This window comes from Sphingomonas sp. 10B4, assembly GCF_035019905.1.
Lineage (GTDB): Bacteria > Pseudomonadota > Alphaproteobacteria > Sphingomonadales > Sphingomonadaceae > Sphingomonas > Sphingomonas glacialis.
Map to the genome: position 1 here is coordinate 1 of NZ_JASJVC010000009.1, position 21,493 is coordinate 21,493.

Genomic DNA, 21,493 nt, shown 5'->3' on the forward strand with positions numbered 1-21,493 from the left:
TCGGTCCACATCCAAGCTCTGAATCATACTTCAGCGACAAGCGGAATCCCTCAAATCCGATTTTCCAAACAGCCTCTGAGGCCGTGCAATTGATGAATGATGGTGCGTCAGGCATCATTCCCAAGGCGATGCCGGCCGAATCGATGATAGCCGCCGTCCAGTTGATGCTCTCCGGCCAACGCTTCGCGCCTGCCGACATGCCCGCTTCGACGCATGCGGAAACGAATTTGACCGATCGCGAGATGGACGTCTTGCGGCGGCTGCACGAGGGTGAATCAAATAAGGAGATCGCCAGGGCGCTCGGGATACAGGAGACAACGGTCAAACTGCATCTGCGTTCGCTCGCGCTGAAGCTCGATGCCCGAAACCGGACCGAAATCGTCATCAAATCTCTGAAGTCCGGCGTTTTGTGATCATTCGAGATCGGCCCTCTCGCGATCGCTTGCTCTCGAGCTCCGTGTAATGGCTCGCTCGAGCGCGGACTCGCAAACGTCTATTCGGGAGCGATGGTTCGGATGCGCTGCGAAGGATGTGGCGAGGGGCGATCCTCGCCAGGCATCGCAGCATTGTCCCAGACGTTGCCGGATCGCCTCATCGAGCGGGTAAAGCCGTTGTCGGCCGTCAGTCGCTGGACCTGCGCGCAGGTGTAGCAGCTGCCCGGTCGTAGTGCTGCAGCAGCGCTACGGGTTCGCCCGCTTTGCCTCATACGCCGTTATAAGCGCGGAACCAGTCGACGAAGCGCGGGATGCCGTCCTTGATCGAGGTCGCCGGGCGAAACCCCACGTCGCGTTCGATCGCGCTGATATCGGCGAAGGTCGCCGGCACGTCGCCGGGCTGCATCGGCTGATAATCGCGAATCGCCGCGATGCCGCAGGCTTGCTCGATCGTCGTGATCAGATCCTCGAGCCGCTCCGCCTGGCTGTTGCCGATATTGTAGCGCGCATGCGGTACGAAGCTGCCCCCTGGCTTTTCGAGGCCGTCATCGGCCGGCGGGCGATCGAGCGTGCCGACCACACCCTGGACGATATCGTCGATGAAGGTGAAGTCGCGCATCATGTCGCCGCCGTTGAACACCTTGATCGGCTCGTGCTTGAGGATCGCGTCGGTGAACAGCCACGCCGCCATGTCGGGGCGCCCCCACGGACCATAGACGGTGAAGAAGCGCAGGCCCGTCTGCGGCATGCGATAGAGATGGGCGTAGGTCTCGCTCATCAACTCGTCGGCGCGCTTGGTGGCGGCGTAGAGCGAGACGGGGTGATCGACGCGGTCTTCGAGGCGGAAGGGGACCGAGGTATTGGCGCCGTACACCGAAGAGGAGGAGGCGTAGACCATGTGCACGCCCGGCCGCGCGCGCGCGATCTCGAGCATGTTGAGATGCCCCGCGACATTGGCGCGGATGTATTTGCGCGGATGCGTCAGCGAATAGCGCACCCCCGCCTGCGCCGCTAGGTGGACGATCCCGGTAATCTCATGCCCGGCGAGCGCCGCTTCGAGCGCGTCTTCGTCGGCGATGTCGACGTCGTGAAACGCGAAGCGCGCGTCGCCCTCTGCCTCGCGCACCCAGGCGAGACGATCGTGCTTGAGATCGACGCTGTAATAGGGCTCGAAATTGTCGATCCCGATCACGTCGCGGCCATCCTGCAACAGCCGCCGTGCGACGTGCGCGCCGATAAAGCCGGCCGCGCCGGTCACCACTACCGTCATCCCGATCCCCTTATCCCGCCAAGCGGCTCCGCCCTACACGGCGCGACACACCGCGGATATCCCCGCACGCAGCCGCTGGCATATCGCCGTTGCGCGCGGGCGTCTCCCGCGGCACTCTTGCGCGCCTGAATTTCAACGAAGGCACGCTTCATGACGACGGTGTACGGCATCCCTAATTGCGACACAGTAAAGAAGGCGCGCATCTGGCTCGCCGAGCAGGGCGTCGCCTACGATTTCCATGACTATAAGAAGGCCGGCGTCCCAGAGGCCGAGCTGCGGGGGTGGGTCGATCGGCTCGGCTGGGAGACGCTGCTCAACCGGACGGGGACGACCTTCCGCAAGCTGCCCGACGCCGACAAGACCGATCTCGACGCTGAAAAGGCGATTGCAGTGATGCTCGCCAATCCCTCGACGATCAAACGCCCGGTGCTCGTGCAGGGCGATACGCTGCTGGCAGGCTTCAAGCCCGATACCTATCTATCGGCTGTAACCGCCTAGGAGAGACCGCCATGCCGACTGCACGCTGGAACGACACCGTCATCGCCCAGTCCGACTATACCGTCGTCGTCGAAGGCAACCACTATTTCCCCGCCGACAGCATCGTCGCCGAATATTTCGAGGACAGCGCAACGCATTCGCATTGCCCGTGGAAGGGCGAGGCGAGCTACAAGACGATCGTCGTCGACGGCAAGCGCAACGCCGATGCCGCCTGGTACTATCCCGATCCCAAGCCCAAGGCGGCCGAGATCAAGGACCGCTTCGCCTTCTGGAAGGGCATCGAGGTAAAGTAAGACGATGCCGCGCCGGCGCCCGATGCGGGGCGCTGGCGTCGCATCGCGCGAGGCGCTATTCGCCTTGGCCATGTCCACGACCTTCACGATCGACACCGCGACCAGTCGCGCCAATCCAACCCCGGCGCCGATGAAGCGGCTCACCGTTCCGGCGATCCGCGCCCGCAAGGCGGACGGGCAGGGCGGTGGCGAGCCGCTGGTGATGCTCACCGCCTATACGGTCCGCACCGCGCAGTTGCTCGATCCGCATTGCGATATGCTGCTCGTCGGCGACAGTCTCGGCCAAGTGATCTACGGCCTCCCCTCAACCATTCCCGTGACGCTCGAGATGATGGCCGCGCACGGCGCGGCGGTGGTGCGTGGGAGCTATCACAGCGTCGTCGTCATCGACATGCCGTTCGGCAGCTATGAGGCGAGCCCCGAAAAGGCGTTCGAGAGCGCGGCGTGGTTGCTCAAGCAGACCGGCGCCGCCGCGGTGAAGCTGGAAGGCGGCACGGCGATGGCGCCGACCGTCGCCTTCCTGTCCGAGCGCGGGATCCCCGTGATGGGGCATGTCGGGCTCACGCCGCAGGCGGTCAACGCGCTCGGCGGCTATGGCGCGCGCGGCCGTAGTGCTGCCGAGGCCGCCAAGATCGTCGCCGATGCCAAGGCGGTGGCGGAAGCCGGCGCCTTTGCGGTGGTGATCGAAGGCGTGGTCGAGCCGATTGCGATCCAGATCACGCGCAGCATTGCCTGCCCGACGATCGGCATCGGTGCTTCGGCACAGTGCGACGGGCAAGTGCTCGTCACCGAGGACATGCTCGGCATGTTCGAACGCACCGCGCGCTTCGTGAAGAAGTTCGACGATCTGTCGGGCCGTATTTCCGCCGCGGTAGACCAGTACGCCACCGACGTGCGATCGCGGGCCTTCCCCGGCGTGGAGCAGATCTACGCCCCGAAGGACTAGCGTCCGCACCCGTTTTTTGAACGCTTTTGTTTGGCGGGCGGCGCGGCTAAGGTCCGCGCCTTCCTGCCCTGATCCGATGGAGTTCCCCCTTGGCCGTGCCGCCGAATACCGATGCCGCATTCCTGCGCGAAGTCGACGAGGAACTGCGCCGCGATCAGATGGCGAAGGCGGCGCGGCGTTACGGCGTCGCGGCGATCGCGGTGATCGTGCTCGCGCTCGTCGGTTTTGCCGGCTGGCTGCTGTGGCAGTCGCACGAACAAAGTGTCGCTGCCGATGAAGGCGCGGCGCTCTCGAAGGCGTATGACGATCTCAACGCCGCCAAGCCCGATGCGGCGCAGGGCGAACTGACCGCGCTCGCCCAGTCGCGCGGCGAGGGCTATCGCGCGCTCGCGCTGATGAGCCAGGGCGACGCGCTGCTGCAGAAGAAGGATTTGCGCGGTGCCGCCGCCAAGTTCGGCGCGGTCGCCAGCGACACGTCGATCGGCCAGCCGTTCCGCGAACTCGCGCTCGTCCGCCAGACCACCGCGGAGTTCGATACGGTGAAGCCAGATGTCGTCGTCGCGCGGTTGCGCGGCATCGCGGTCAAGGGCAATCCGTGGTTCGGCAGCGCGGGCGAGCTCGTCGCGATCTCGTATCTGCGGATGGGCCGGCGCGATCTGGCGGGGACGCTCTACGGACAGATTGCGCAAAACCCCGATATGCCCGAAACGATCCGGCAACGTGCGGTTCAGATGGCGGGTATATTGGGCGTCGACGCTGTGGCCGGGTCTAAGGAACAAAAATCGCAATGAAGATGACCAACCGCTACCTCCTGATCGCCGTCTCCGCCGTTGCGCTGAGCAGCTGCGCCGCGTTCAAGGGCAAGAAGAAGACCCCGGTGCTCGGTCAGCGGATCGCGATCCTCGCCAGCGAGAACGACGTCGTTGCCGACAAGACGATCGCGGGCGTCGAAGTGCTCGTTCCGCCCGCCACGGCGAACGAATCCTGGGCGCAGCCGGGCGGCAACCCGTCCAAGGCGCTTGGCCAGGTTGCCCTCGGCACCAATCTTTCGCGCGTCTGGACCGCCGCGATCGACGGCGGCAGCAACCGCCAGCGGCTCGGTGCGGCGCCCGTCGTCGCCGGTGGGCGGCTTTATACGATCGACGTCGATGCGACGATCCACGCTTTCTCCGCGACCACGGGCGCGAAGGTCTGGGCGACCGACATCGCCAAGACCGAGAAGGCCAAGGCCGACAAGAAGGCGCGCGGCGCGCGCTTCGGTGGCGGCGTGAGCTTCGATGAGGGCAAGGTTTTCGCGACCGACGGCCTCGGCGACGTCGTCGCGCTCGAGGCGGCGACGGGCAAGGTGCTGTGGCGCGTCAAGCCGGGCTCGCCGCTGCGCGGGGCTCCGACCGTCGCCAACGGCCAGGTCTATGTGCTCAGCCAGGACAATCAGCTGTTCGCGCTGTCGCAGGCCGATGGCACGGTGGTGTGGAACCAGTCGGGTTCGGTCGAGACGCAGGGCGTGTTCGGCGTCGCGGCGCCTGCGGTCAGCCAGGGGACGGTCGTCGCCGGCTTCTCCTCGGGTGAGCTCAACGCCTATCGCTACGAAAACGGCCGCACGCTGTGGCAGGACGCGCTGTCGCGCTCGACGATCTCGACCTCGGTCTCGTCGCTTGCCGATGTCGATGCCGATCCGGTGATCGACCGCGGGATCGTCTATGCGGTCGGGCAGGGCGGTCGCATGGTCGCGATCGAGATCGATTCGGGCCAGCGGCTGTGGGAGCAGAATTTCGCAGGCATCTCGACCCCGTGGGTCGCGGGTGAGTGGGTGTTCATCGTCACCGACGACGCGCGGCTGGTTTGCCTCGCGCGTGCGACGGGCAAGGTGCGGTGGATCAGCCAGCTGCGCCATTACATGAGCGAGAAGACCAAGAAGGACGGCACCCTCAAGGAAGGCAAGAAGGCCAACCCGGTTACGTGGTTCGGCCCGGTGCTGGCGGGTGGGCGTCTGGTGCTGACCAATTCGGCGGGGCAGATCGTCTCGGCCTCGGTCGACAGCGGCAAGGTCGGTACGGTGATCGAGAACAAGACGCCGTTCACGCTGCCGCCGATCGTGTCGAATTCGACGCTCTATGTGCTCGATCAAAAAGGTCGCGTCGCAGCCTATCGCTGACCTGTTACCCGGTAGTACCGGGCGGGGGTGACGAAACGTTGCGCGTGCCGTAAGGAGCGCGCATGTCCAAAACCCCCGTGGTCGCGATTATCGGCCGGCCGAACGTCGGCAAATCGACGCTATTCAATCGCCTTGTCGGCAAGAAGCTCGCTCTGGTCGACGATCGCCCCGGCGTGACGCGCGATCGCCGTGAGGGCGATGCGACGCTTGTCGGCTTGAATTTCCGTATCATCGACACCGCCGGCTATGAGGACGAGGACGCCGCGTCCTTGCCCGGCCGGATGCGCCAGCAGACCGAGGCGGCGGTGGCGCAGGCCGACGTCGCGTTGTTCATGTTCGATTCGCGCGTCGGGCTGGTGCCGCTCGACGAAGAGATTGCGCGCTGGCTGCGCGGCTCGAAGACCCCGGTGATCCTCGTCGCCAACAAGGCCGAGGGCAAGGCGGGGGCCGACGGCATCCTCGAGTCGCTGTCGCTCGGCTTTGGCGATCCGGTCGAGCTGTCGGCCGAGCATGGCGAGGGGCTGGTCGAACTGTTCGACGCATTGCTTCCCTATATCGAGCCCGAGAAGAACGCCGCTGGCGAAGACATCCCGCACGGCCTCGACGAAGACGAGGAATATGCCCCCGACGCGCCGCTCAAGCTGGCGATCATCGGCCGGCCTAACGCGGGCAAGTCGACGCTGATCAACCAGATCCTAGGCGAGCAGCGCCTCATCACTGGCCCCGAGGCGGGCATTACGCGTGATTCGATCGCGGTCGACTGGATCTGGCACGACCCCGAGCGCGAACATGGCGAGGATGCGCGCAAGGTCAGGCTGATCGATACCGCGGGCATGCGCAAGCGTGCCAACGTTCAGGACAAGCTCGAGAAGCTGTCGGTTGCCGACGCGCTCCACGCGATCGACTTCGCCGAAGTCGTCGTGCTGTTGCTCGACGCGACGCGCGGGCTCGAATCGCAGGATCTTCGCATTGCCGACGCCGCGCTGCAGGAAGGCCGCGCGCTGATCGTCGCGATCAACAAATGGGATATCGCCGAGAACGGCTCGAGCCTGTTCAACGGCATTCGTGGCGCGCTCGAGGAAGGGCTCAGCCAGATTAAGGGCATGCCCGTGCTCACCGTGTCCGGCGCGACCGGCAAGGGCATCGACACGTTGCTCAAGGTCGCGTTCGAGACGCGCGACACCTGGTCGCACCGCGTCGGCACGGGTGAGCTCAACCGCTGGTTCGAGAAGGCGGTCGAGGCCAACCCGCCGCCCGCACCCGGCGGCAAGCGGATCAAGCTGCGCTACATGACGCAGGCCAAGACGCGGCCGCCAGGCTTCGTGCTGTTCGGCACGCGAGTCGATCAATTGCCGATGAGCTATCAGCGGTATCTGATCAACGGTATCCGGCGCGATCTGGGCTTTGGGGCCGTTCCGGTCCGGCTAACCTTGCGGGCGCCGAAGAACCCATTCGATCGCTAATCGAACGGGCAAGTCTTTATCCACACTATTGATTGAACCATTATTCTGCGCTCAATTTTGGTGTTTCCTGCTCGATATCAACCACTCGTTTACTTCAACTGCCTAATATTACGGTAGTGGAGCGGTAGGTCCGTGGGAGGTTGCAGTGGCGGTCGAAGAGAAGGATTTGGTCGACTGGACCGCATTCGCGCGTGCGCGTGCCGAACTGGGCGCCGGGTTCGTACGGATCCTCGGCTATTTTCGCGAAGACGGCGTCAAGTCGGTTGCCGCGATCGAAGCCGCGATGCGCGCTGGCAGCGCCGCCGGGATGGTGATCCCGGCGCATACGCTTAAAGGCGAGGCGCTGCAGTTCGGGGCAGGGCCACTTGGTGCTGTGGCAGAGCGGATCGAGACGATCGCGCGCGATTGCGTCGAGAGCCGCGATACGCCCGAGGAAGCGCTCAGCGACATCGTCGCGCTGCGCCCGCTGTTCGATGCGACGCTGGCGATGCTCGAGCGCGAGTCGAACCCGCTGGTGGCACGCCGCCCAGCCTTTGGGCGTCGCGCGGTCTGACGGCGCAGCTCAGCGCAGGCGTTCGATTGCCTGCGCCAGCGCCACGTACAATTTGCCCATGTCCGACGACAGCAGGGTCACGCCGAGCGGCGAGCCGTCGCGCTGCGACAGGATCGCGCGCAGCATCGCTTCGAAATCATGGATGTAGCGATTGACCTGGTCGCGGAAGGCCGGGTCCTCGTCATGCAGCCGTGCGATCTCGCGCGCTTCGCCGGCATCGATCAGCCGCACCGCGCGACGCGTGAAGACGCCGCGATCGCCCTTGAGATAGGCTGACCAGGCGCTGTCCGAGACGTCGGTCGAGAACGCCTTGGCGATGTCGATCGAGGCCGAGTTGAGCGATTCGATCAGCAACGAGACGCGACGCGTCAGCGTATCCTGATCGGCCTTGTCGCGCTCCTGCCGCGCCTCGACCAACCGGGTCTCGACGATGGCGGTCGACGCGGCGATCGCTGCCATCTGGTGGGTCAGGCGCTCGGCGACGCGTTCGGCAGCGTCGGCTGCGACGTTGGCCGCGTCGCCGATGCTGGCGATCTTGCGATCGAGCGCGCTGGCGGTCGCGCGTTCCATCGCCGCGGTGCTTTGTTCCTCGAGCGCGGCCGCTGCTGCGGGGATGACATTAGCGAGCGTATCGCGCGCGCGGTCGGCAGCGGCGCTGGCGGAATCGCGAACGCGCAACAGCGCCTCGACCAGTCGCGGCGCGGCCTCTTCGGCGAAGCGGTGCGTGCGATCGATCGTGTCGTCGACCATCTGGCCGAGCGCATCGGCGCGAAGCTTGCCGTCGCTGAGCGTGTCGAGCAGCGTCCCAGCCAGTTTCTCGACGGTGTCTCGCTGCGTGGCGATGACGTGGGCGATCGCCTCGATCGCGTCGTGCGTGCTTTCGGCAGCGGTGACGAGCGCCAGCAGCTCGGGCTTGGCCAACGCGACGACACGCCGGCTCTCGGCGGTGCGCGCGTCGAGCCGGGTCAGCGCGTCGGGCAGCGTCTCGTCGATCTCGCGCGCGGCGGCATCGAGCGCCAGCAGCAAGCGCTCGGTCGTCGCAATGGCGTTGGTCGCCATCGTGTCGCCGCTCCGGAGCGCCTCGGTCATCGCATCGGCTGATCCGCCGAGCGCGCTGATCGAGGCTGCCAGCGCTTGCGCGCGGAGCACGCCTTGCGTGTTGAGCTGGTCGAACTGCGTGCTGACATGCGCAATGCCCTGATCGATATCGCGCACGATCCCGTGGCTGAGCTCGCGCTGCTCGCCGAGCCGCGCGACGACTTGTTCGATCAAATGCTCGATGTCGATAATGCGCGCGGCAAGACCCTCGGCGCTGTCATGCGCCGCGCGATCGAGCGCCGCCTGGTTCGTGCCGAGCATCGCCAGCATCGCGTCGCCTTGGGCGGCAATGCCCTTGCGCGCTTCGTCGACCGCGTCGGCGGTGCGGCCGAGCAGGGCGTCGACCGCGTGCGACATGTCGCCGGTGACCTGTTCGAGCCGCGCGCCTGCGGTCTCGCTTGTGGCCTCCATCCGGGTGATATGCGCCGCGAGCTTTTGCGCGGCGCCGTTCGCGACGGCATCGGCTTCGCGCCCGCGCTCGGCGAGCGCGGTGAGCTGCGCGTCGAGCGCCGCTGCATGTTCGCTCGCGGTGACGCCGGTGGTCTTGAGCAAATGCGCGAGCGCATCGGTCTCGCCATGCGCGCGCGGCAGGAGCGCGAGCAGCACTTCGAGCCGCGTATGCGCTTGGTCGGCGGCAGTCGCGAGCGTTGCGGCATGCGCATCGGCGTGCGCGACTTGCGCGGCGAGCCCCGAGCCGACGCTCGCGAGTCGCGCGGCGGCACCATCGCCGAGCGCCAACAGCGCGGTGGTTTGCTCGGCGAGATTGGCGCGGTGCGTGTCGATGCTGCGGCCGAGCACTGCGACGGTCCGCTCGAGGCTTGCGGCCTCGGCGCGCATCGCGCGTGCGGTCATGCCGAAGCGCTTCGCCTCGGCGCGGCTCGAGCGCATCGCGAGCTGGAAGACGATCCCGATCAAGGCGGGCGGCACGCACAGGCTGGCGACGAAGCTGGCAAGCGCCGGGGGCGTCAACGTGGGCAAGCTCGTCCACGACAAGGCGACCATGCCGCCGACCCAGCCGACCGACGCAGCGGTGCCGAGCAAAGCGGGCCAAGGAAACGGACGGCGCCCGGATTCGTCTTCGATCGTGTCTTCGATCACGTCATCAATTACGTGGGTCAGCTCGATCGGTTCCTCATAGGGGCGTGCCAGGGGTTCAGCCGCAGCGACGCCGTCGCGCGCTTCGGCCGAGAGCGCGGCGCCGTTTGGCCGCAAGTCGATGATCCGCGAACCCCCGTTCATCCCCGACGTTTACCACGATTATGCCGCGCGCAAAGCGAATAGCGAAACCTTGGCTTAACCGGTCGTTCGGTATGCGAGGGGCATGGCCTATGATCCCGGTGCAATCGATGCGACGTTGGCGGCAGCCGTGGGCGACGAGCCCGCGCTGATCGCCGAGTTGCGCGCAGCCTTTCTCGAGAGCGTTCAGCACGGGCTCGCCGTGCTCGAAGCCGCGCGCGGTGACGTGGCGTGGCGCGAGGCAGCCTTCCGGCTGCGCGGGTTGGCCGCGAGTTTCGGTGCGGTGCGGCTGATGGCAATCGCGACCGAGGCGGCCGAGGCGGAAGCGCACGATGCGGCGCTGCTGCGCCGGCTGCGGCGCGCGGTCGAGCGCCTCTAAGCATTTCTCGGGCTTTGCCTTAATCGCGCTAAGGCCTTAACAGCCCTGCGATGCTGGCAGGACTGATTTTTGCGACCGAAGATGCCGATGACCGGATGGGTGTGCTCGCCGCGACGCTGCCGTTCGGCGGATTGACGCTGATCGAGTTCCAGGCGCGCTTGCTCGCGGCGGCTGGCGCCACGCAGATCATCCTGATCGTTGCGCGGATGACCCCCGAATTGCTTGGTGCGATCAGCCGGATCGGGCGCCGCGGCGTCTCGGTCGATGCGGTGCGTACCGCGGCCGAGGCGGTCGAGAAGCTCCACCCGCTCGCGCGCGTTTTGGTCGTTGCGGACGGCGTGGTGACGACGGGCGACGTCGTCCAGGCGATCGCGCTGATGCCGCACGATACCCTGCTCGTCACCGACGAAGGCGATCCGCATTACGAGCGCGTCGGCGCGGACACCGCTTGGGCCGGGCTGGCGTTGCTCGACGGCAAGCGCGTCGCCGAGGTGGCCGCCCTGCCACGCGACTATGATTTCCAGTCGACGCTGTTGCGCGTCGCGGCGCAGGGCGGTGCCGATCATGTCCATCTCGATTCGCATATGGCGGTCAACCATAGCATCGAGCGGAGCGCACAGGCGCTGGCGCGGCGCGGCAACGGGATGGTCGCCGCGCTCGTCGCCAAGCCGTTGCGCTGGGCGGACCGCTATCTGCTCGCGCCGCTCGTGCGATTCGCGCTCCCGCCGCTGATGGCGCGCACCGTGCCGACGCTCGGGCTGATCGCGGCGAGCGGCGCCGTGGCGATTGGCGGGTTCTTCACGATCCTTTCAGGGCATCCGGCGATCGGCATGGGCATCACCTGCCTCGCGATCGTGATAGCGACGGTAGCTTCAGCGATCGCGTGGGTGCGCGATGAGAGCGGGCTCGCGCAGTTCGCCGACCATGCCAAGCCGGGCATGGCTGCACTTGCGGCGCTGCTGGTCGGCTATGGCGCCGCGCGACCGGCCGGACTGATTCTCGCGGTCGCGTTGGTGATTGCGGCGGCGTTGCTCGAGCGGGCCGCCGATCCGGCGTTGCAGCGGCGCTGGTGGGCGAGCCCTGCGGCCTATCCCGCAGTGCTATTCGTCGTCCTGCTGCTTGGCCAACCGCTGCTCGCGCTGGCTGCGGCGGGGCTTTATGCTGCCGGAACGCTTGCCGCTGCCATTGAGGGGTTTCGTCAAAAGCCTTAGCTTGGCTTTAACGACAACCCCCCTAGATGCTTGACGCATGTCGATCGAACGTCGCGACATCGATGACGGCGCCCAAGCGGGTGCCATGGCGCTGCTTGCCCGGGCAGCGGCCGCGGATGGCCGTGCCGATTCGCGGCTGCGCGGCGCGATCGACGATTTCTATCTTTCCGATCATGCCCGGCTCGACGACCGGACGCGGCTGGCGATGGGGCGCGTGCTCGATGATCTTGCGCTCGGCGTGGAAGCCGCTTTGCGGGGCCATGCCGCGCGCCTGCTGGCGGCGCGCGCGGTGCCGCACCTGGCCGATGCGCTCGGTCGCCAATCGCCTGCGACGCGCGATCGCTTGATCGGCTCGGGGCTGATGCGCGATCCCGATCTGATGCGCGAACTGTTCGGGCGTGTGCGGCAGGATCTGCTCGCCGACGCTTTGCCGAGCGAAGCGCCCGAGGATCCCGATCGTGCAAGCTTGTTGCCGCGGCTAGTCGGCGCGGCCGACGGCGTCGTCGCGGCTGGCGCGATGGCGTTGCTCTCGGCGGAAAGCCGGCGGCGCATCCCGCTGCCGCCCGGCCAGCCCTTGTCGACCGAATTGCCCGCGGAATTGCATCACCGCTTGGTCTGGTGGGTCGCGGCGGTACTGCGCGAACGCTTTGGAGATGGCGCGCCCGATGCGCTGGCGCAGCTCGATCGTGCGCTGTCCGAGGCTGCGTTGCGCAGCATCGCCGCGCATGACGAGGGCGAGCGGCTCGAAGCGGTCGCGCTGCGGCTTGCCGCCGCGCTCGATCCGCAGGCGGACGAATTCGCCGGGCTGCTGGTCGAAGCGCTCGCCGACCGCCGGCTCGCCTTGTTCATCGCCTTGCTCGCGCATGCGATGGGGATCGATTACGACGACGCGCGCGAGATCGTGCTCGATCCCGGCGCCGACCGCTTGTGGCTGTTGCTGCGCGCGCTCGAGCTCGACCGCCAATCGATTGCGCGAATCGGTCTGGCGTTGAGCGAGGCCGATCCGGCGCGCGATATCGATCGCTTCGCCGACGGGCTCGACGTCATCACCGCAATCGATCCGGTGCTGGCGCGGCAAGCGCTCGCGCCGCTGTTGCTCCACCGCGATTACCGCGCCGCGCTAGTTGCGCTAGGGCGCGGACGATGAACGTGAACGAACCGATGCTGCCGCCGGTGCGCGGGCTGATCGACCGCGATGGGCGGCTGGTCGAGGCCGACCAGCGGCTGTACGATCTGAACGCACGCGCGGGTGGGGCAATCGGGCTGCCGCTCGCGGTGCCGCAGATCGCGACGCTCGTGCATCTGGCGCAGCGGCTCGGCATCCTCGTTTCGCGCGGGATCGTCGCGGCGGATGGCGACGAAGACCTCGAACTCTGGGTGCGCGCGCAGCCCGAGACCGGGCCGAGCAAGGCGCCCGACGGCGTGCGGCTGACGATCACCGGCTGGCGTGTGCGCGCGCCGTGGTACCCCGGCGACATCGCCAATGACCGCGCCAGCGATTTCCTGCGCAGCGAAGCCGACTGGTTGTGGGAAACCGACAGCGCGCTGCGGCTAACCTTCCTGTCGATCACCGCTGGGCCCCGCTATGGCTTCGATGCGGCCGCGATGCTTGGCCAGCCGTTGACGCGGCTGTTCATTCTCGGCGAGAGCGATGGCGGTGCGTTCCCGATCCTCGGCGGGCTCGCCTTGCAGCAGCGCTTCGACGATCAACCCGCGCGGATCCGCGATTCGGCACGCGCGGTGCGCTTGTCGGCGACGCCGCGGACCGACGCGAGCGGGGCGTTTGCCGGGTTCGTCGGCGCGGTCGAGATGCTCGACGATGCGCCGGTGGCAGAACCTACGCCTAGCACCGACGCGACGATCAGCGCGTTTGCCGAGCGGCTCGATCAAGCGCTGCGGCTGCCGCTCGACCGGATCATTGCCAATGCCGACAGCATTCACGACCAGTCCGAAGGGCCGCTGCGCCAGGATTATGCCGATTACGCGGCCGACATCGCGAGTGCGGGGCGGCATCTGCGCGGGCTCGTCGACGATCTGGTCGATCTCCAGGCGATCGAGCGACCCGATTTCGCGGTGCTGCACGAGTTTGTCGATCTGGCCGACGTTGCGCGTCGGGCCGCTGGCTTGCTGCAAGTCCGCGCGAGCGAGGCACGTGTGCGAATCGATCGGCCCGGGTTTGGCGAGACGCTCGCGGCGACGGGTGAATTCCGCCGTGCGCTCCAAATTCTCGTCAATCTGATTGGCAATGCGGTGCGCTACTCGCCGACCGACGGGATGGTGTGGGTCCGCGCCGAGCGAGAGGGTGGCATCGCTGCAGTGATCGTCGCCGACCAGGGCAAGGGTATCGCGCTCGACGACCAGGCGCGCATTTTCGAGAAGTTCGAGCGCGTCGATCCGCGCGAAGCCGGCGGCAGCGGGCTCGGCCTCTATATCGCGCGGCGGCTGGCGCGGGCGATGGGGGGGGATGTCACGGTCGATTCAGCGCCGGGGCAGGGCGCTCGCTTCGTGTTTACGCTGCCGGCGGCGTAGCGCGGGACTGTCACCCCGGCCTCGTGCCGGGGTCTACCGTGCCGAGCATTCTACGCGGGCAGTACGCGTATCCGAGTGGGCCCCGGCACGAGGCCGGGGTGACGATAGGGGAGGCGCCTCAGCGGCGCGCCCACCAGATCAGACTGGCGCCTGCGAGCGCGACGATCGCCCCGTAGAGCACCCAGCTGCCCTGTTTGAGCATGAAGCTCGAGGCCGGCCACATGATGAGCCCGGCCCCCTGGCCTGCGAACAGCAGGCCGAACGCAAGGATCAAGACGCCCGCCACCAGGGCGAGCGCCTTGACCCCGCTCACGTGCGGTCAGCCAGCGGCACGAAGTCGCGCTGCGTGGGACCCGTGTAGAGCTGGCGCGGACGGCCGATCTTCTGCTCGGGATCCGAGATCATCTCGTTCCACTGCGCGACCCAGCCGACGGTGCGGGCAAGCGCGAACAAGGCCGTGAACATCGTCGTCGGGAAGCCGATCGCCGAGAGGATCACGCCCGAATAGAAATCGACGTTCGGGAACAGCTTCTTCTCGATGAAGTACGGATCGCTCAGCGCCATTTCCTCGAGCGCGATCGCGACGTCGAACACCGGATCGGTCACGCCGAGCTCGCCGAGCACTTCGCGAACGGTCTGCTGCATCACGGTCGCGCGCGGATCGTAGTTTTTATAGACGCGGTGACCGAAGCCCATCAGGCGGAACGGATCGTTCTTGTCCTTGGCGCGCGCGATATACTCGGGGATGCGGTCGACAGTGCCGATCTCGCGCAGCATGTTGAGCGCGGCTTCATTGGCGCCGCCATGCGCCGGGCCCCACAGGCAAGCGATGCCCGCCGCGATGCACGCGAACGGATTGGCGCCCGACGAGCCGGCAAGCCGGACGGTCGAGGTCGACGCGTTCTGCTCGTGATCGGCATGGAGGATGAAGATGCGGTCCATCGCCTTTTCGACGACGGGGTTCACGACATACTCTTCGGCCGGAACGCCGAAGGTCATCTGCAGGAAGTTGCCGGTGTAGCTGAGGTTGTTCTTCGGCGACATGAACGGCTGGCCGATCGAATACTTATACGCCATCGCGGCGATCGTCGGCATCTTGGCGATCAGGCGATGGCTCGCGATCATGCGCTGCTGCGGATCGGTGATGTCGGCCGAATCCTGATAGAAGGCCGAGAGCGCGCCGACGACGCCGCACATGATCGCCATCGGATGCGCGTCACGACGGAAGCCGCGATAGAAGGTCGCGAGCTGCTCGTGCAACATCGTGTGGCGGCTGATCGTGTAGCTGAACTTGTCGAGCTCGTCCTTGGTCGGCAGCTCGCCGTTCAGGAGGAGATGGCAGACCTCCATGAAGGTCGACTTCTCGGCGAGCTGGCCGATCGGATAGCCGCGGTGGAGCAGCACGCCCTCGTCTCCATCGATGTAAGTGATCGCCGAGTCGCACGATGCGGTCGACGTGAAGCCCGGGTCGTAGGTGAACATGCCCGTTTGCGCATAGAGCTTGCGGATATCGATCACATCGGGACCGACGCTGCCCGACAGGACCTTGAGATCGAGGTCCTTGCCTGCGGCGTTCAGCTTGACGGAGTCAGTCATCGTGGTCCTTTCGAAATCTTAAGCGGCCATCTGGTCGGCGATACGCCCCAGGCTCTCGTCGCGCCCGAGCAGATCGAGCACGTCGAAGATTCCGGGCGAGGTCTTGCGTCCGGTCAGTGCGGCGCGCAGCGGCTGCGCGACTTGACCCAACTTGACCCCTGCATCCTCGGCGACCTGCCGGACCGCAGCTTCGAGCGTCTCCGTATCCCAGCTTTCGGTCGCGTCAAGCGCGACGTGCAGTCGGGCGAGTAAAGCGCGTGCATCTGGGCTTAACAGCGCGGTCGCTTCGGCGTGCATTTCCACCGGTCGAACGTGGAAAAGGAACGCCGTTCCCGCGGCTAGCTCGTTGAGGTTGGCGGCGCGCGGCTTGAGCGATGCCATACTGCGACGAAGTATGTCTGCCTGAGCGTCCGTCGGTTCGAAGCCGAGCTGCGGCGTAATGAGCGCGGCAAGGCGCGCATCATCCGCCTGGCGGATATATTGACCGTTAAGGTTCTCGAGCTTCTTGAGATCGAACCGCGATGGTGATTTGCCGACGCCGTCAAGATCGAACCATTCGATTGCCTGGTCGCGGCTGATGAGTTCGTCATCGCCATGCCCCCAGCCGAGACGCAGCAGATAGTTATCGAGCGCCTCGGGCAGCACGCCCAGTTCATCGCGATAATATTCGACGCCGACCGCGCCGTGGCGTTTCGATAGCTTGGCGCCGTCCGAGCCGTGGATCAGCGGGATGTGCGCATAGACCGGATCGGGCCAGCCACCCTCGATCGCGTGCATCGCGCGGATGATCGGTAATTGGCGGAAAGCGTTGTTGAGATGATCGTCGCCGCGAATCACGTGCGTCACGCCCATGTCGTGATCGTCGACCACCACCGCGAGCATATAGGTCGGCGTGCCGTCCGAGCGGAGCAGGACGAGATCGTCGAGCTCGGCATTCTGCACCGTGACCGATCCCTGGACCTTGTCCTCGATCGTCGTCGCGCCATCGAGCGGGGCCTTCAGCCGGACGACGAACGGGCGCGTCTCGGCGCTGGTGTCGGCGTCGCGATACGGGCTGCGCACGCGCAGCGGCTTCTTCGCGGCATCGGCCTCGGCGCGCATCGCGGCGAGTTCGTCCTGCGTCAGATAGCAGCGATAGGCATGGCCATGCTCAACCATCGTGTGCGCGACCTGCGCATGGCGGTCGGCGCGCTGCGATTGATAGACTTCGGTGCCGTCCCAATCGAGCTCGAGCCAGCGCAGCGAGGTGACGATCGCGTCGATCGCCGGCTGGGTCGAGCGCGCGCGATCGGTGTCCTCGATCCGCAGCAGGAACTCGCCGCCGTGATGCCGCGCGTACAGCCAGTTGAACAAGGCGGTGCGCGCCCCGCCAATGTGCAGAAATCCGGTCGGCGACGGCGCGAACCGCGTGACGACCTTGGTGTCGGATGCGCCGGCGGCGGGGGCCGCGGCGGGGTCAGATATTGCGCTCAATCGCGCATGCTCCCAGACTAGAGATTGGATGGCCGGATCAGCCTTGAGCGCCTCTAGCACGCACCTTCCTGCGCTTCAAATCGGCGTGCCGCGGGGGTGGTTCGGCGTCGGCAATCGACTCGAAAGCTGGCTCGAGGCCGAGCGCGATCAATTGCCGCTGTGGTTGCCGGTGGCGCTCGGCGCGGGGATCGCGCTGTGGTTCGTGCTGCCCGATCCGGCGGCATGGGAAGCGGCTGGTCTGGTGGCGCTCGCGGTGGCGCTCGCCGGGGTCGCGCTGGCGCTGCATGGGCGTGCGGCGCGGGTCGTCGCAGTTGGCGGGTTTGCGGTTGCGATCGGGCTTGGGCTGATCTGGTGGCGCGCCGAGCGCGTGGCGCACGTGGTGCTCGCAGAACCGACGATCGCAACCTTCACCGCACGAGTCGAGCGGGTCGAGCCGCTTGCGGCGCGCGACGTGGTGCGGTTGCGGCTGGCCCCGCTGCACGTGCTCGCGGTGCCCGCGACGCGCGGGCCGGTTCGGCCGTTGCCGACGTTGCCAGCGCATATTCGCGTCAATCTCGTCGATGCCGACGTTCCCGTGGGGCTGGTGCCGGGGGCGACGCTGCGGCTCTCGGCGCGGCTGATGCCGCCGCCGCCGCCAGGCGTTCCCGGCGCATACGACTATGCGCGGACCGCCTGGTTCGACGGGATCGGCGCGACCGGGCGTGGCTTTGCGCCCATCACGATTCTCGCTGGCGGTGGGACAGGCGGCGTCGGCCTGCGGCAGCGGCTGTCGCAGCATATCCAGGCGAGCGCTGGCGGGGGCGGGGTGGGGGGCATCGCCGCATCGCTCGCGACGGGGGATCAGGGCGGGATCCCGCTCGCCGACAATGAGGCGATGCGCCGATCCGGGCTCGCGCATTTGCTGTCGGTGAGCGGTCTGCATAGCACCGCGGCGGTCGGCGCGGTGATGCTGCTGGTCGCGCGCTTGCTCGCGCTCAGCCCGTGGATCGCGCTGAAGACGCGCGTTCCGTTGATCGCGGCGGGCGCGGGGGCGCTCGCGGCGATCGGCTACACGCTGCTGACCGGGGCCGAGGTGCCGACGATCCGCTCGTGCGTCGCGGCGTTGCTCGTGCTGGTCGCTTTGGCGCTGGGCCGGCAGGCGCTGACGCTGCGGCTGGTCGCGGCGGGGGCGATCGTGGTGCTGTTGCTGTACCCCGAGGCGCTCGCCGGGCCGAGTTTTCAGTTGTCATTCGCTGCGGTCGCGGCGATCGTCTCGCTCAACGAACATCCGCAGTTGCGCTTGTGGTTCGGGCCGCGCGAGCAGACGCGACTGGCGCGGATCGCGCGTGAACTGGCGTCGCTGCTGCTGACCGGGATCGTCGTCGAGCTCGCTTTGCTGCCGATCGCGCTGTTCCACTTCCACAAAGCCGGGATCTACTGCGCGGTCGCCAATATCGTCGCGATCCCGCTGACGACGTTCGTGACGATGCCGTGCGAGGCGCTGGCGTTGCTGTTCGATACGGTGGGGGCGGGGCTGCCGTTCTGGTGGCTGACGGCGCGCTCGCTCGATCTGCTGTTGTGGATTGCGCACATGACCGCGGCGGTGCCGGGCTCGGTCGCGCCGCTGCCGGCGATGCCCGGCGCCGCTTACGCGCTGATGGTGGTGGGCGGATTGTGGATCGGCCTGTGGCGCACGCGCTGGCGGCGGCTGGGGGCGCTGCCGCTTGCGATCGGCTTGGCATGGGCGCTGCTGACCCCGGCGCCCGATCTGATCGTCACCGGAGACGGTCGGCATGTCGCGATCCGCACCTCGGCGGGCGACGTCGCTTTGCTGCGCGACCGGACCGGGGACTACACCGCCGACATGCTCGCCGAGAATGGCGGGATCGCTGCGCTCCCGGTATTGATGTCCGAGCAGCACGAGGCGCGCTGCAGCCGCGACCTCTGCCTGATGACGCGGACCGTCGCGCGACGGCAGTGGCGCATCCTGGCGACGCGCAGCGCGTATCATGTCCCGACGCTCGACCTCGTCGCGGCGTGTGCCGGCGCCGACATCGTGATCAGCGAGCGGCGCTTGCCGCGCCGTTGCGTGCCGCAGTGGCTGCGGCTCGACCGCGAGACGCTGGCGCAAACCGGCGGCGTTGCGATCGCTCTGGCATCGCATTCGGTGCGGACCGTTCGCCATCCGGGCGACCGGCATCCGTGGATCGCTGCGCCGGAGGGCGACGCTGATCGGCGGCGGTGGGGTGGCCGGATGCGTTGGCGCGCTCGATTGTCGGGGAGGGCTGGGGCAGCAGTAACGGACGGGAAACGATAGGGCGGGGTGGCCTTGCGGCTTTCCCCCAAATACCGGAAGATCCTCGGGACGTTCCCGCATCTCGGAGCCTGCACGCCGTGGCTGACCAACCGATCAAAGGGCCCGCATCGTACTTTCCATCGATCGAGAAGACCTATGGCCGTCCGATCGCAGAGTGGCAGGCGTTGGTGCGCGTGCGTTTGCCGGCAAAACACATGGCGCTCGTCACCATGCTGAAGACGGAGCATGGCATGGGCCACGGCCATGCCAACGCGATCGTCGCGCACACCCTTGCCGAGCACAAAGACTGAGCCGCTCGATCGCTCGCCGCGCGACCCTCAAGCGCGACGGTCGATCACGCCGACCGTGGCTCAGTCGTACCGGCGCAACAGCCCGGCGAGCTTGCCCTGCACGCGCACTTGGGCGGGGGCATAACGCTGCGGATCGTAGGCGCGGTTGGCCGGATCGAGCCGCACCATCGCACCTTCGCGACGGAAGAATTTGAGCGTCGCCTCGCTCTCTTCGATCAAAGCCACGACGATCTCGCCGTCGCGCGCGACATCCTGGCGCTTGATCAGCGCATAGTCGCCATCGAGGATGCCCGCCTCGACCATCGAATCGCCCGACACCTCGAGCGCATAATGCTCGCCATTGCCGAGCAACGCCGCGGGGACCGAGAGCATCGACGCGCCCTCGAACGCCTCGATCGGGACGCCTGCCGCGATCCGGCCGTGCAGCGGGATTTCGATCACGTCGTTGGCAGGCTGTGGTGCTGCACGCGGAGCGGCGGCGGGGGCCGCCTTGGTGGGGGTCTTGATTCCACGCTCGGGCATCTTGAGCACTTCGAGCGCCCGCGCGCGGTTGGGCAGGCGGCGGATGAACTGGCGTTCCTCGAGCGCGCTGATCAAGCGATGGACGCCCGACTTCGACTTGAGGTCGAGCGCTTCCTTCATTTCCTCGAAGGACGGCGATACCCCGGTCTCGTCGAGCCGGTCGTTGATGAAGCAGATCAGCTCATGCTGCTTGCGGGTAAGCATCGCGCGGCCCTTTCGTCGGAACAGACGACGAACCTATACGGAACGAAAAATCGCCCGTCAAGCGATGCTGTCACCGTCCGGCGCAGGTATCCTGCGAGTCGCTGGTCGCACTCCCCGCGATGCCGCGGAGCAGTTCGATGCATGCGTCATGGTGAATGTTCGTGCCTTGCAGCCCCACGGGAAACGCGCTGGCGAGCGCGAGCCCGACATTATGGAAGGGTTCGCCGATCCGGCGATCGACGCGCCGCGGCGGCGGGGTGCCGTAATCGGGCGTCGGGGCGGGCGGCGGGGTGCCGATCGCGCTGACCGGGAGCGCGAGCGCGGCGATATGGCCTGCCGAAATCAGCGTCTGGAAGTGCGTGCGCACCGCTTCGGTTGCGTTCACGAGCAGCGGCCCGATCTGGGGGTCATCCGCGTCATCCGCGTCGCCGGCGCGGGGTGCGCCATGGTCCAGCCGCCGAATTCGTGGGGGCGAATATGGCGGTGCTGGAGGACGATCGGCGCATGATGACGCGGGGCGGCGAGGATGCGGGCGAACGTCGCCATGACGCTCACGCGCGAACGCTCGAGCACTTGCAGCAAGCTGCGACCATCCGACCATCGCAGCCCAGTGATCCTGTCGTGCGCGGTATTATGCCGCGATTGTTCGCGGATGGTGGCGAGGTCGGCCGTGACGCTCGAAAGGGTGTTCCCGCTGACATAAAGGATTCGCCGCATGCCCTTGTGTCCTTCTCGTGAGGGCCGGGGCTAGGGGGGTGTCGGCAGCCTGTCGTTGCGGTGGATCGTGTATTCGTATCGTATCCTGAATCAGGTGCGCACTGTCGCTGACGATCGCGCCGTGGTCGGCGTCGTGCAGGCCCCGGTGCAACTCGAAAGCCACAGCCAGCCGACAAAGAAGAGGTAGCGGCACACCTGTCATAATCGCGTCACAATCCCGACCTAGCCGCGCGGTCGGGGTCACACCGCACCACGCAGGAGCGCGGACGCGTCGCCGCGCAGGACAACAAGTCCGCTGCGGCGAACGGTGTGGGCAGCCTATTTCATCTA

22 protein-coding genes and 1 pseudogene are annotated in these 21,493 nt (G+C 67.0%); 14 read left to right on the forward strand and 9 right to left on the reverse strand.

From position 1 onward, the window contains the following. The coding region (locus QN347_RS04350) for a response regulator transcription factor (RefSeq protein WP_323493973.1) at positions 1–413 on the forward strand (413 nt) is incomplete at its 5' end. 143 nt (positions 414–556) lie between these two features. On the opposite strand, the pseudogene QN347_RS20970 reads toward QN347_RS04350, so the two are convergent. Together QN347_RS20970 and QN347_RS04355 are read right to left on the reverse strand one after the other, a co-directional pair. Next, positions 557–687, reverse strand: a pseudogene (locus QN347_RS20970) (IS3 family transposase); the annotation flags it as partial. A gap of 15 nt (positions 688–702) precedes the next feature. Continuing rightward, positions 703–1,704 (reverse strand): GDP-mannose 4,6-dehydratase, encoded by a 1,002-nt coding sequence (locus tag QN347_RS04355; protein WP_322159765.1) that lies wholly within the window; start codon positions 1,702–1,704, stop codon positions 703–705. 150 nt (positions 1,705–1,854) lie between these two features. On the opposite strand from QN347_RS04355, the gene QN347_RS04360 reads away from it, so the two are divergent. From QN347_RS04360 to QN347_RS04390, 7 genes are all read left to right on the forward strand, one after another. Next, the gene (locus QN347_RS04360) at positions 1,855–2,202 is read left to right on the forward strand and encodes an ArsC family reductase (protein WP_322159764.1); all 348 of its coding nucleotides are present in this window, start codon (positions 1,855–1,857) and stop codon (positions 2,200–2,202) included. 11 nt (positions 2,203–2,213) lie between these two features. Continuing rightward, positions 2,214–2,495, forward strand: a complete 282-nt coding sequence (locus QN347_RS04365; RefSeq protein WP_322159763.1) for a DUF427 domain-containing protein — start codon at positions 2,214–2,216, stop codon at positions 2,493–2,495. A gap of 70 nt (positions 2,496–2,565) precedes the next feature. Then, positions 2,566–3,441 carry a 3-methyl-2-oxobutanoate hydroxymethyltransferase gene (gene panB / locus QN347_RS04370; RefSeq protein WP_133187181.1) on the forward strand — a complete coding sequence of 292 codons (876 nt, stop codon included), beginning with the start codon at positions 2,566–2,568 and terminating at the stop codon, positions 3,439–3,441. 89 nt (positions 3,442–3,530) lie between these two features. After that, positions 3,531–4,232 carry a tetratricopeptide repeat protein gene (locus QN347_RS04375; RefSeq protein ID WP_322159761.1) on the forward strand — a complete coding sequence of 234 codons (702 nt, stop codon included), beginning with the start codon at positions 3,531–3,533 and terminating at the stop codon, positions 4,230–4,232. Continuing rightward, positions 4,229–5,596: a PQQ-binding-like beta-propeller repeat protein gene (locus QN347_RS04380; RefSeq protein WP_189676782.1), complete on the forward strand. Its 1,368-nt coding sequence runs from the start codon at positions 4,229–4,231 to the stop codon at positions 5,594–5,596. Before QN347_RS04375 ends, QN347_RS04380 begins: the two co-directional genes overlap by 4 nt. Before the next feature lie 62 nt (positions 5,597–5,658). Continuing rightward, positions 5,659–7,059 carry a ribosome biogenesis GTPase Der gene (gene der / locus QN347_RS04385; RefSeq protein ID WP_189676783.1) on the forward strand — a complete coding sequence of 467 codons (1,401 nt, stop codon included), beginning with the start codon at positions 5,659–5,661 and terminating at the stop codon, positions 7,057–7,059. A gap of 145 nt (positions 7,060–7,204) precedes the next feature. Further along, positions 7,205–7,612 carry an Hpt domain-containing protein gene (locus tag QN347_RS04390; RefSeq protein WP_189676784.1) on the forward strand — a complete coding sequence of 136 codons (408 nt, stop codon included), beginning with the start codon at positions 7,205–7,207 and terminating at the stop codon, positions 7,610–7,612. Positions 7,613–7,621: 9 nt separating this feature from the next. On the opposite strand, the gene QN347_RS04395 is transcribed toward QN347_RS04390, so the two are convergent. After that, positions 7,622–9,949 (reverse strand): hypothetical protein, encoded by a 2,328-nt coding sequence (locus QN347_RS04395; RefSeq protein ID WP_322159759.1) that lies wholly within the window; start codon positions 9,947–9,949, stop codon positions 7,622–7,624. Between the two features lie 82 nt (positions 9,950–10,031). Between QN347_RS04395 and QN347_RS04400 the strand changes: the two genes are divergently transcribed. Genes QN347_RS04400 through QN347_RS04415 form a run of 4 tightly spaced genes read left to right on the forward strand, consistent with a single transcriptional unit; the run spans position 10,032 to position 14,065 of the window. Beyond that, the gene (locus QN347_RS04400; RefSeq protein WP_322159758.1) at positions 10,032–10,325 is read left to right on the forward strand and encodes an Hpt domain-containing protein; all 294 of its coding nucleotides are present in this window, start codon (positions 10,032–10,034) and stop codon (positions 10,323–10,325) included. Between the two features lie 50 nt (positions 10,326–10,375). Next, positions 10,376–11,536 (forward strand): hypothetical protein, encoded by a 1,161-nt coding sequence (locus QN347_RS04405; RefSeq protein ID WP_322159756.1) that lies wholly within the window; start codon positions 10,376–10,378, stop codon positions 11,534–11,536. Positions 11,537–11,573: 37 nt separating this feature from the next. Beyond that, positions 11,574–12,683, forward strand: a complete 1,110-nt coding sequence (locus tag QN347_RS04410) for a DUF2336 domain-containing protein (protein WP_322159754.1) — start codon at positions 11,574–11,576, stop codon at positions 12,681–12,683. After that, complete coding sequence (locus QN347_RS04415; protein WP_322159753.1) at positions 12,680–14,065, forward strand: HAMP domain-containing sensor histidine kinase; 1,386 nt, start codon at positions 12,680–12,682, stop codon at positions 14,063–14,065. The genes QN347_RS04410 and QN347_RS04415 overlap by 4 nt, the downstream gene beginning before the upstream one ends. A 118-nt stretch (positions 14,066–14,183) precedes the next feature. Here QN347_RS04415 and QN347_RS04420 read toward each other — a convergent pair whose 3' ends face one another. The 3 genes from QN347_RS04420 to gltX are packed head-to-tail and all read right to left on the reverse strand — an operon-like array spanning position 14,184 to position 17,134. Further along, positions 14,184–14,351 (reverse strand): hypothetical protein, encoded by a 168-nt coding sequence (locus tag QN347_RS04420; protein ID WP_323493974.1) that lies wholly within the window; start codon positions 14,349–14,351, stop codon positions 14,184–14,186. Between the two features lie 23 nt (positions 14,352–14,374). Further along, positions 14,375–15,661, reverse strand: coding sequence for a citrate synthase (locus tag QN347_RS04425; protein WP_189676791.1), 1,287 nt, complete (start codon positions 15,659–15,661; stop codon positions 14,375–14,377). Between the two features lie 18 nt (positions 15,662–15,679). Beyond that, the gene (gene gltX / locus QN347_RS04430; RefSeq protein ID WP_189676792.1) at positions 15,680–17,134 is read right to left on the reverse strand and encodes a glutamate--tRNA ligase; all 1,455 of its coding nucleotides are present in this window, start codon (positions 17,132–17,134) and stop codon (positions 15,680–15,682) included. 43 nt (positions 17,135–17,177) lie between these two features. Here gltX and QN347_RS04435 point away from each other — a divergent pair, with 43 nt between their 5' ends. Together QN347_RS04435 and QN347_RS04440 are read left to right on the forward strand one after the other, a co-directional pair. Next, entirely contained in the window at positions 17,178–19,430 is a 2,253-nt protein-coding gene (locus QN347_RS04435) for a ComEC/Rec2 family competence protein (protein WP_416350849.1), read from the forward strand. Between the two features lie 77 nt (positions 19,431–19,507). Then, entirely contained in the window at positions 19,508–19,720 is a 213-nt protein-coding gene (locus QN347_RS04440) for a DUF4287 domain-containing protein (protein ID WP_322159747.1), read from the forward strand. 60 nt (positions 19,721–19,780) lie between these two features. Here QN347_RS04440 and lexA read toward each other — a convergent pair whose 3' ends face one another. The 3 genes from lexA to QN347_RS04455 all read right to left on the reverse strand — a co-directional run bounded on the left by lexA (position 19,781) and on the right by QN347_RS04455 (position 21,163). Next, positions 19,781–20,446, reverse strand: a complete 666-nt coding sequence (gene lexA, locus QN347_RS04445) for a transcriptional repressor LexA (protein WP_322159746.1) — start codon at positions 20,444–20,446, stop codon at positions 19,781–19,783. A 70-nt stretch (positions 20,447–20,516) separates the two neighbouring features. Continuing rightward, positions 20,517–20,831 carry a hypothetical protein gene (locus QN347_RS04450; RefSeq protein WP_322159744.1) on the reverse strand — a complete coding sequence of 105 codons (315 nt, stop codon included), beginning with the start codon at positions 20,829–20,831 and terminating at the stop codon, positions 20,517–20,519. Next, positions 20,828–21,163 carry a BLUF domain-containing protein gene (locus QN347_RS04455; protein WP_322159743.1) on the reverse strand — a complete coding sequence of 112 codons (336 nt, stop codon included), beginning with the start codon at positions 21,161–21,163 and terminating at the stop codon, positions 20,828–20,830. The genes QN347_RS04450 and QN347_RS04455 overlap by 4 nt, the downstream gene beginning before the upstream one ends. Positions 21,164–21,493: the final 330 nt, after the last annotated feature.